Origin of the sequence: Lysobacter soyae, from assembly GCF_019551435.1 — a bacterium.
Taxonomy (GTDB): domain Bacteria; phylum Pseudomonadota; class Gammaproteobacteria; order Xanthomonadales; family Xanthomonadaceae; genus Solilutibacter; species Solilutibacter soyae.
The window spans coordinates 1,940,459-1,950,000 of the sequence record NZ_CP080544.1 but is presented as its reverse complement, the minus strand read 5'-3'; the positions used below and the strand labels follow the sequence as shown (position 1 = coordinate 1,950,000).

Genomic DNA, 9,542 nt, shown 5'->3' with positions numbered 1-9,542 from the left:
CCACTCCCGTTGCAAAGGTAGGGGATGAGGTGTGATTAGGAGTGAAAAGCTAATCGAACCCGGAGATAGCTGGTTCTCCTCGAAAGCTATTTAGGTAGCGCCTCATATGTATCCTCTCGGGGGTAGAGCACTGTTATGGCTAGGGGGTCATCGCGACTTACCAAACCATGGCAAACTCCGAATACCGAGAAGGACTGTATGGGAGACACACGGCGGGTGCTAACGTCCGTCGTGAAAAGGGAAACAACCCAGACCCACAGCTAAGGTCCCAAATTATCGCTAAGTGGTAAACGATGTGGAAAGGCACAGACAGCCAGGAGGTTGGCTTAGAAGCAGCCATCCTTTAAAGAAAGCGTAATAGCTCACTGGTCGAGTCGGTCTGCGCGGAAGATTTAACGGGGCTAAGCGATAAACCGAAGCTTGGGGTGCATAACTTTGTTATGCGCGGTAGAGGAGCGTTCCGTACGCCAATGAAGGTGGATTGAGAAGTCTGCTGGAGGTATCGGAAGTGCGAATGCTGACATGAGTAACGATAATGCGGGTGAAAAGCCCGCACGCCGAAAGCCCAAGGTTTCCTTGCGCAACGTTAATCGGCGCAGGGTGAGTCGGCCCCTAAGGCGAGGCAGAAATGCGTAGTCGATGGGAAGCAGGTTAATATTCCTGCACCTCGCGTAAGTGCGATGGAGGGACGGAGAAGGTTAGGCAGGCCAGGCGTTGGTTGTCCTGGTGAGAGAGTTGAGGTGGTGATCTTAGGCAAATCCGGGATCGCAACATTGAGACTAAGGACGAGTCCAATTGGACAAAGCTGCTGATATCACGCTTCCAGGAAAAGCTCCTAAGCTTCAGCTTACGAAGACCGTACCGTAAACCGACACAGGTGGGTAGGATGAGAATTCTCAGGCGCTTGAGAGAACTTGGGTGAAGGAACTAGGCAAAATAGTACCGTAACTTCGGGAGAAGGTACGCCCTCCATGGTTAATAGCTGAGGAGGGCCGCAGATACCAGGCCGCTGCGACTGTTTATCAAAAACACAGCACTCTGCAAACACGAAAGTGGACGTATAGGGTGTGACGCCTGCCCGGTGCTGGAAGGTTAAATGATGGGGTTAGCGCAAGCGAAGCTCTTGATTGAAGCCCCAGTAAACGGCGGCCGTAACTATAACGGTCCTAAGGTAGCGAAATTCCTTGTCGGGTAAGTTCCGACCTGCACGAATGGCGTAACGACAGCGGCGCTGTCTCCACCCAAGACTCAGTGAAATTGAAATCGCTGTGAAGATGCAGCGTTCCCGTGGCAAGACGGAAAGACCCCGTGAACCTTTACTATAGCTTTACATTGAACGTTGAGTTCGTCTGTGTAGGATAGGTGGGAGGCTTTGAAGCAGAGGCGCTAGCCTTTGTGGAGCCAACCTTGAAATACCACCCTGATGTGCTTGACGTTCTAACCTAGGCCCGTGATCCGGGTCGGGGACCATGTATGGTGGGTAGTTTGACTGGGGCGGTCTCCTCCTAAAGAGTAACGGAGGAGCTCGAAGGTACGCTCAGCGCGGTCGGACATCGCGCACTGTGTGCAAAGGCATAAGCGTGCTTGACTGCAAGATCGACGGATCAAGCAGGTAGGAAACTAGGACTTAGTGATCCGGTGGTTCTGTATGGAAGGGCCATCGCTCAACGGATAAAAGGTACTCCGGGGATAACAGGCTGATTCCACCCAAGAGTTCATATCGACGGTGGAGTTTGGCACCTCGATGTCGGCTCATCACATCCTGGGGCTGTAGTCGGTCCCAAGGGTATGGCTGTTCGCCATTTAAAGTGGTACGCGAGCTGGGTTCAGAACGTCGTGAGACAGTTCGGTCCCTATCTGCCATGGGCGTTGGAAATTTGAGAGGGGCTGCTCCTAGTACGAGAGGACCGGAGTGGACGAACCTCTGGTGTTCCGGTTGTCACGCCAGTGGCACTGCCGGGTAGCTATGTTCGGAAGCGATAACCGCTGAAAGCATCTAAGCGGGAAGCGCGCCTCAAGATGAGATTTCCCGGGGCATAAGCCCCCTAAAGGCACCATCAAGACTAGGTGGTTGATAGGCAGGGTGTGTAAGCGCAGTAATGTGTTGAGCTAACCTGTACTAATGAGCCGTGCGGCTTGATCATATAACCTCAAGTGGCCTTGAGCTCGATTGACACGTATCAGTGTCTCGGCTTTACGCCTCGCTACATTCCAAATTATGCAAGACTTTTGTCGGGCCTTAGGGTCAGACCAATGTCTTCACCGTTTTCCTGGTGAAATTAGCGCTGTGGAACCACCCGATCCCATTCCGAACTCGGAAGTGAAACGCAGCTGCGCCGATGGTAGTGTGCAGTTGAGCATGTGAGAGTAGGTCATCGCCAGGTTTTTATACCGGAACACGCCCCGATCATTGATCGGGGCGTTTTCTTTTGTCTGAAATTTGTCCAAGCGATGCCACGCAGTTCGCGTCTAGCGTCGTTCACGGCCCTTTTTTTGTATCTTTCCGCATTCAAATCGGGATAATCGTCACCTTTCGTGTTTGAGTAGCCGGTCCATGCACATGACGACCACCGAAGTGTTTTTGATCGCCATTGCGATCATTTTTTCCGTGCCGTATTTGGTTTGGCGGATTTTCAAGACCGACTATTACGCGCCGCTCGTGGTCGTGCAAATCATGATGGGGATCGTCTTGGGACCCGGCGTATTGGGCAAGTATTTCCCGGCGTATTTCGACTTTGTTTTCAATAAAGAAGTGGTGCAGTCACTGAGCGGCATTGCTTGGTGGGGTGTGATGATTTTCGTTTGCGTCGCCGGCGTTGAGTTGGATCTCAAGCGGACTTGGCAGAACCGCAAGGAGAGCGGACTTACAGCCGGTCTTGCTTTGGGTGTTCCGTTGGTGCTCGGCGGGATCGTCGCTGCGGCGATGTTGAATTACCCGGGATGGATCGGCGCGAAAGGTCAGAACTGGCAGTTTGTGGTCGGCATGGGCATGTCATGTGCGGTCACCGCGCTGCCGATTCTCATTCTGTTGATGGAAAAACTCGAGATGTTGCGTACGCCGATGGGTCAGCGCATCCTTCGCTACGCCAGCTTGGACGACATTGCGATTTGGGGCGTCTTGGCCATTGTGATGATGGATTGGATCCGGATTGGTCGGCAGGCGGCGTTTTTGCTGCTTTTCGTGGTTGCTACCTGGGGTTTCAGGCGCTTGATGCAAGCACTGGACGAACGCGATCGTTGGTACATCGCCGTGATTTGGTTGGCGATCGTCGCTTTTGGCGCGGATTGGTCCGGACTTCACTATATGGTCGGCGCTTTCCTTGCGGGTGTGGTGATGGATGCCCATTGGTTCTCGGAAGAAAAGTTGGACAACCTGCGTCGTGATCTCCTGCTGGTGATGATGCCGGTGTATTTCTTGAGCACTGGCTTGAAGACCAATTTCGACGTCGGGGGATTGGCAGTGTTCTTGGTCGCCGCCGTGCTCTTGGTGGTATCCGTCGTCGGCAAGTTGGCGGGCGTGCACCTGGCCGGTCGCATCTTGAAGTGGGGCAGAGGTGAAGCCAGCTTTATCGGCTGGTTGCTGCAGACCAAAGCGCTGATCATGATCATTTTCGTCAACGTCTTGTTGGACAAAGAAATCATCAGCAACACCACGTTCACCGCGCTGCTTTTAATGGCTGTTGGCAGCACGATGCTGAGTATTCCGCGCGTTTCGCCGATGTTGAAGCGGGACCCGGAGTTGGTGCAAAGAGACGTCTAAAGACCGCCATTCAGCTGGGTTGGGCGAAAATAGGCGCATGATTCAACGCCTCATTCTCGTCGCCTTCTTTGCGCTCGCGTGGAGCGCACCTGCGGGTGCGCGAACGGTCTATCGCTGCGTGAAGAACAGTACCGTCAGTCTGTCGACGGCGCCCGAGCCCGGTTCGAAGTGCGAAAAAAAGATCATCAAGGATGATGCCGCGAGTGTCCCCAATCTTTGGGGGAACCTCGGTGCGATCAAAGGCACGCTCTACGAAGGGACGTTGAACGGCAAAACCGTCTACACCACGCGGAAACTACCGGGTTTCGAGCCGGTGCTGAAATTCTTCGTTGACACCCCCAAAGATTCGCCGGCTCACGTCGGTTTGGGCAAGGTGAGCAAGCCGCGATTGGACATGTATGCGTCCGAATTCAAGGCAGCGGCGAAAACGCACAAAGTCGATGACGCATTCCTGCGCGCCATCGCGCATGCGGAGAGCGGATTCAATGCCAGCGCCACGTCGCCCAAAGGCGCGCAGGGGCTGATGCAATTGATGCCCGGCACCGCGCGCGAGCTCGGAGTGGCCAATCCCTATGCGAGCAAGGATGCAATCAATGGCGGCGCGAAAATGTTGAAGCAGCTGCTGGCGCGCTACAAAGGCGACTACAGCAAGGCCGCTGCCGCCTATAACGCCGGGGCCGGTGCGGTGGCGAAATTCGGCGGCATCCCGCCCTACCGGGAGACAGTTTCGTACGTCGAAAAAGTCTCTGCATTGCATGCGAGCTATCGAAAAGCGATGAAACTCCCCCCATTGAAACCCGTACTCACGGCCGCCCAATGAATCCCATCAAGCTCATCGGTTTCGACGCAGACGACACATTGTGGAAAAGCGAGGATTATTTCCGCGAGGCGGAAGCCACATTTTTGGAGATCGTCGGTCGATACGAGGATGTCAGCGCGTCGGCCGAGTCTTTGTATGCCCTCCAGTCCCGCAACATTGCCTTGTTCGGCTACGGCGTGAAGGGGATGGCACTGTCGATGATTGAAGCCGCGATCGAATTCACGGACGCGCGAATCTCGGCGAAAGACATCCATCGAATTGTCGAGATTGGCAAAGCGATGCTCGATCATCCGGTCGAGTTGTTACCTGGGGTCGCGGAAGCGGTGCGCGAAATCGCTACGCAGTACCCGTTGGTCTTGATCACAAAGGGCGATTTGTTTCATCAGGAACGCAAAGTCGAGGCTTCGGGATTGGCCGACATTTTTCAGCGCATTGAAATCGTCAGCGAGAAGAACGAGGCGGCCTACCGTCGTTTGTTCAAGGAGTTTGACGTCGACGCTTCCGAGTTTTTGATGGTCGGCAATTCGTTGCGCTCCGATATCGCGCCGGTCGTGGCACTGGGCGGCTTTGGCATCCATGTGCCGTATCACGTGACCTGGGTGCACGAACAGGCCGAAATCCATGCAGGCGCCGAGCGCTGGCGAACGGCCGCATCGGCGCAAGATATTGTCCGCACGCTCGCGGAGTTGGCGGGTTCTCCTACGCACTGAAGTGCCGTCGCCTGACCGACAAGAATGAAGGTGCCAATTAGGCTGTTCCACAACGTGATTTGAAGTGGAATTCGCGGTGGGGCGATGGACAGCGGCGGCAATCGGAATGGCGGCACTGTTCGTCCATGTCGTGTCCGCGCAGGCGGGAGAGGTCCGGCGATGCCGTCTGTCAGATGGGCGTATCCAGTATTCGGACGGCCCTTGCCCGAACGGGAGCCGTGAGGTGTGGGTGCGCGACGCGGGCCCGGCAAGGGTGCCGTTGTCGGAAGTCGGACGCGCAAGCTTGGAAGATACGCGGCAATGGCAACGGCAAAATCGCGCCGAGGTGTCCAGTTGGGTCAGTCGGCAGCAAGCCGTAAGCCGGGCAGGCAGCCGTGGTGCGGTGCCAGTCGACCGCTGCGCGCAAGCACGATCGCGACGCGATCGCATACGCGACCGCGAATTCAAGACGATGACGTTTGATCGGGCTGTCGAACTCGACAACCAGGTGCGCGAGCAGTGCCGATGAAAGCTCCGGTTCAAGGTCCGGATGCTAGATTCGTCATCAGCTACGTCTTGTATAGGGATCCCGAACCGCCATGCTTCCCCCGAATCGCGTCCTTCCGATGCTTTTGGGCCTCGCGCTTTTTGCCGGCGTCGGGACCACCGCCAAAGCCGGTGGCGACCTCGACTGCAAGCTGCGATTCGAGCTCAGCGGGTGGTCGGCGTTTTACAAGACGGCGGATGGCACGGGCATGGTGACCTGCAGCAACGGCGCGCGCATGCCGGTCAAGATCACTTCGCGGGGCGGTGGGCTGACTTTCGGAAGCTCCAGCATTGAAGACGGGCGTGGCGAGTTCAGCGGTATTTTCCAGATCGAAGATGTTCTCGGCGCGTATGCGGCCGCCGAAGCACACGTGGGCGCCATGAAGTCACGGCAAGTCCAGGTGGTGACCAAGGGGTCAGTGTCGCTGGCACTGGTCGGCAAAGGGTCCGGTTGGGACATCGGGGTCTCCTTGGCGCGCTTTACGCTCGAGCCCGCGAATGCCGGGACTTGGTCGAACGACGAGGCCGACGGTGAATCGCCGCGACCCAAGAAAACACTCAAAGAAAGAAACGCCGAGCGGCGGCGTTAAACATTTCTCCAAGTCTCTGCCGTTGGCGCAAAGCCACGCGTTTCCATGTCCAGAGCCGCATGCAATCGCGCATTGTCGGCAATCAAATCCACCTCCAGTCGCGACACCGCGCCCCGGAACCGTTTCGACACGGCGCCCAAGAATTGCATCATCGGCAAAGGTGCGGGCACAAAGAGGGTGTGCCTCGGCATTGAACGGTACACGCGCCGGAACATTTCGCGCACCGTCAACCGCTCACCGCCGCCGATCTCGATGGTCTCGTCCAGTGCCGTCGGCAGCAGTGCGGCGCGTAACGCGGCCGTGGCCACATCTTGCGCATGCACCGGTTGTCGCAGCCCGTCGGACTGCGGGGCAATGAATACCTTGCGGCGCAGTGACGCGCGAACGACGCTACTCAAGTTTTGATCAAGACCGAGGCCGTAGATCATCGTCGGTCGCAGGATCAAACACGGGATTTGCCATCGCGCGCAAGCGGCGCGCAATGACTGTTCCCCGCTGAGCAAACGCTGAGCAATGTCACGGTCTTCTTCGAAGCGTGCGGACTGCTTGCTCACCGCGCTCATTGAGCTGGTGGCAATGACCCGCCGTGCCGGCCGTTCGGTTTGCGAGGCCAGCCACGCGGCAAGTTTCTCCATGGGTCCGAAACTCAGAATCGCGTCGAATCCTTCCGGCGGCGTCGGCACCGCAATGCCGGGCAGCCGACCCGTCACCCAACGGAGGTTGGGGGCATCCGTGCCCGCTTCTTGTGCGATCGCCACCACCGCATCGCCGCGAGCGGCAAGCAGCGGCAATACTGCAGCGCCCAACTGGCTGCGGGTGCCGGTCAGCAAAAACGTGCGCGGTGGGTATTGAAGAATCATGTCGCGGAACATTCTAGCGATGGCATCATGGTGCGCATGCAAAACCGCACACTACGCACGATCTCCGTCGCGCCGATGATCGATTGGACCGACACCCACTGCCGGACGTTTCACCGGATATGTGCGCCGGATGCGTTGCTGTATACCGAAATGATCCATGCCAATGCGGTACTCAAAGGGGATCGCGCCAAGCTGTTGGAAAAATGCCGGACGCAACATCCGCTGGCGATTCAACTGGGTGGTTCGGATCCGGATGCACTGGCTCGTGCGGCTGCCGTCTGCGCTGAATCCGGATTCGACGAAGTCAATTTGAATTGCGGGTGTCCGTCGGATCGGGTGCAAGCCGGGCGTTTCGGCGCCTGTTTGATGAAGGAGCCCGCACATGTGGCGGACATCGCGGCGGCCATGCGTGCTGCCGTGCCGGATACGGTGCCGGTCACGGTCAAGTGTCGGTTGGGTGTGGATGACGACAACGACTTCGAGAAGTTTCTCGGTTTCATCGATACCGTCGCCTCGGCAGGTTGCACGTCGTTCGTCGTGCATGCGCGGAACGCCTGGTTGAAAGGCCTCTCGCCAAAAGAAAATCGCGAGATCCCGCCGCTGAAATACGATTGGGCTTACCGGCTCAAGACGCTTCGGCCGGCGCTGCGGGTGGTCTTGAACGGGGGCATCGCGACCCTTGACGACGTCCGATCCCACTTGGAGCAGGTGGACGGTGTCATGCTCGGGCGCGCCGCCTATCACACGCCTTATGTGTTGCACGGCATTGATGCGGCACTGGCCGGCCGTCCGATGCGGTCGCGCGCGGCTTTGGTCGAAGCCTATCGACCTTACGTGGAATCCAAGCTTGACGCCGGTGTCCCGTTGTCCGCCATGACCAGGCACATCCTCGGCATTTTTCAGGGCGAGCCCGGCGGGCGAAAATTTCGTCAGTTGTTGTCGGAAGGCGCCCATCAAAAAGGTGCCGATTGGCGCCTGGTCGACCGCGCGCTGAATGCGCAAGCTGAAACGGTCGGTTTTGTATAGAATTCGTTAAGAAAATTAAGGGTCAATTCACTGCTGAGCGCCCATAGTGGACGCCATCAATCGCAGACGACAGACTGATGCACACCTACCGCCGTCCCTTCGCCCTGTTTCTGGTCACCGCAATCGCGGCGGGTAGTGCGTGGGCGCAGCATATGGGCGAGGGTCGCGGGCTCGGTCAGATGCAAGGCCGCCCTTCCGGCGCGTTGCCGCAGCCGCAAAGCAATGGCAACTTCGTCAATCCGCCACGTATGCAGGCCAGCAGTCCGATGATGCGCAGCCGCGGCGATCGGGCGGGAAAGGTTGCCTGCATGCAGCGCATCAGCATTCCGCCGCAATCCGCGGTGCTGCGTGTCGAGCAAATCGAGTTTGATGGCGGCGCCCAGTGCCGCGTCAAAATCATGCGCAGTAATGGTCTGGTTCAGGTGCTTTCGGCCCAAGTTGAACGTTGATTCAGTTGGGACCCCGATTTACACACCATCACAACATCCTGAATGGCACCCTTGGTCAGGCCTAATGCCTGATGACAAGGAAAATCCATGCGTATCCTGCTGGTTGAAGACGAAGCCCCGTTGCGGGAAACCCTTGCCGCGCGCTTGAAGCGTGAGGGTTACGCCGTTGATGCGGCCCAAGATGGTGAAGAAGGGCTGTACATGGGCAAGGAAGTGCCCTTTGACGTCGCCATCATCGACTTGGGCCTGCCCAAGATGTCCGGGATGGAACTGATTCAAAACCTGCGCGCCGAAGGCAAGCAATTTCCAATCTTGATCTTGACCGCGCGCGCCAGCTGGCAGGACAAGGTCGATGGTCTGAAGCAAGGCGCCGACGACTACCTGGTCAAGCCTTTCCACGTCGAAGAATTGCTGGCGCGCTTGAACGCCTTGGTGCGTCGTGCCGCCGGTTGGAGCAAGCCTTCGCTTGAATGTGGTCCGGTCATGCTCGATCTCGCCGCGCAAACGGTGGCGGTGAACGGTCAAAACATCGACCTCACCAGTTACGAATACAAAGTGCTCGAGTACTTGATGATGCACGCGGGTGAGTTGGTTTCTAAAGCCGATCTGACCGAGCACATTTATCAACAAGACTTCGACCGTGATTCGAATGTGCTTGAGGTGTTTATCGGTCGCTTGCGTAAGAAGCTCGATCCCGATGGCAGCTTGAAGCCGATCGAAACGGTTCGCGGCCGCGGCTATCGCTTCGCCATTCCGCGCAACGCCGAAACCTGATCGCGGGCGGGGACGCACTGCGGAGACC

General features: G+C 57.4%; 8 protein-coding genes, 2 rRNA genes and 1 pseudogene (1 of these 11 cut by a window edge). 10 read left to right on the top strand and 1 reads right to left on the bottom strand.

Annotation, left to right across the window (positions count from 1 at the left end; genetic code table 11):
- The 7 genes and pseudogenes from H8L67_RS09440 to H8L67_RS09410 all read left to right on the top strand — a co-directional run.
- A 23S ribosomal RNA gene (locus H8L67_RS09440) occupies positions 1 to 2,144 on the top strand; it begins 717 nt to the left of the window's first position.
- A 125-nt stretch (positions 2,145 to 2,269) separates the two neighbouring features.
- Positions 2,270 to 2,384: ribosomal RNA gene (rrf, locus tag H8L67_RS09435) — 5S ribosomal RNA — on the top strand.
- Positions 2,385 to 2,560: 176 nt separating this feature from the next.
- On the top strand, positions 2,561 to 3,760 hold the full coding sequence (locus H8L67_RS09430; protein WP_255555964.1) for a cation:proton antiporter: 1,200 nt from the start codon (positions 2,561 to 2,563) through the stop codon (positions 3,758 to 3,760).
- Between the two features lie 37 nt (positions 3,761 to 3,797).
- Positions 3,798 to 4,580: a lytic transglycosylase domain-containing protein gene (locus tag H8L67_RS09425; RefSeq protein WP_220379585.1), complete on the top strand. Its 783-nt coding sequence runs from the start codon at positions 3,798 to 3,800 to the stop codon at positions 4,578 to 4,580.
- Positions 4,577 to 5,290: an HAD family hydrolase gene (locus tag H8L67_RS09420; RefSeq protein ID WP_220379583.1), complete on the top strand. Its 714-nt coding sequence runs from the start codon at positions 4,577 to 4,579 to the stop codon at positions 5,288 to 5,290. The genes H8L67_RS09425 and H8L67_RS09420 overlap by 4 nt, the downstream gene beginning before the upstream one ends.
- Positions 5,291 to 5,396: 106 nt before the next feature.
- Positions 5,397 to 5,798: a hypothetical protein gene (locus H8L67_RS09415; RefSeq protein ID WP_220379582.1), complete on the top strand. Its 402-nt coding sequence runs from the start codon at positions 5,397 to 5,399 to the stop codon at positions 5,796 to 5,798.
- Between the two features lie 97 nt (positions 5,799 to 5,895).
- A pseudogene (locus tag H8L67_RS09410) lies at positions 5,896 to 6,309 on the top strand (hypothetical protein); the annotation flags it as partial.
- 92 nt (positions 6,310 to 6,401) lie between these two features.
- Here the strand turns inward: H8L67_RS09410 and H8L67_RS09405 are convergent.
- Positions 6,402 to 7,265 carry an NAD-dependent epimerase/dehydratase family protein gene (locus tag H8L67_RS09405; protein ID WP_220379580.1) on the bottom strand — a complete coding sequence of 288 codons (864 nt, stop codon included), beginning with the start codon at positions 7,263 to 7,265 and terminating at the stop codon, positions 6,402 to 6,404.
- A gap of 36 nt (positions 7,266 to 7,301) precedes the next feature.
- Between H8L67_RS09405 and dusA the strand changes: the two genes are divergently transcribed.
- From dusA to H8L67_RS09390, 3 genes are all read left to right on the top strand, one after another.
- Positions 7,302 to 8,291 (top strand): tRNA dihydrouridine(20/20a) synthase DusA, encoded by a 990-nt coding sequence (dusA, locus tag H8L67_RS09400; RefSeq protein WP_434063401.1) that lies wholly within the window; start codon positions 7,302 to 7,304, stop codon positions 8,289 to 8,291.
- A gap of 77 nt (positions 8,292 to 8,368) precedes the next feature.
- Positions 8,369 to 8,740, top strand: a complete 372-nt coding sequence (locus H8L67_RS09395; RefSeq protein ID WP_220379579.1) for a hypothetical protein — start codon at positions 8,369 to 8,371, stop codon at positions 8,738 to 8,740.
- Positions 8,741 to 8,827: 87 nt separating this feature from the next.
- Positions 8,828 to 9,514, top strand: coding sequence for a response regulator transcription factor (locus tag H8L67_RS09390; protein ID WP_220379577.1), 687 nt, complete (start codon positions 8,828 to 8,830; stop codon positions 9,512 to 9,514).
- The last annotated feature ends 28 nt before the right edge of the window (positions 9,515 to 9,542 follow it).

Bases quoted from the DNA above. Each gene is read 5' to 3' on its own strand.
- H8L67_RS09425 (WP_220379585.1), top strand. From the start codon at position 3,798: ATGATTCAACGCCTCATTCTCGTCGCCTTCTTTGCGCTCGCGTGGAGC.
- H8L67_RS09395 (WP_220379579.1), top strand. From the start codon at position 8,369: ATGCACACCTACCGCCGTCCCTTCGCCCTGTTTCTGGTCACCGCAATC.
- H8L67_RS09415 (WP_220379582.1), top strand. From the start codon at position 5,397: ATGGCGGCACTGTTCGTCCATGTCGTGTCCGCGCAGGCGGGAGAGGTC.
- H8L67_RS09430 (WP_255555964.1), top strand. From the start codon at position 2,561: ATGACGACCACCGAAGTGTTTTTGATCGCCATTGCGATCATTTTTTCC.
- dusA (WP_434063401.1), top strand. From the start codon at position 7,302: ATGCAAAACCGCACACTACGCACGATCTCCGTCGCGCCGATGATCGAT.
- H8L67_RS09405 (WP_220379580.1), bottom strand. From the start codon at position 7,265: ATGATTCTTCAATACCCACCGCGCACGTTTTTGCTGACCGGCACCCGC.
- H8L67_RS09390 (WP_220379577.1), top strand. From the start codon at position 8,828: ATGCGTATCCTGCTGGTTGAAGACGAAGCCCCGTTGCGGGAAACCCTT.
- H8L67_RS09420 (WP_220379583.1), top strand. From the start codon at position 4,577: ATGAATCCCATCAAGCTCATCGGTTTCGACGCAGACGACACATTGTGG.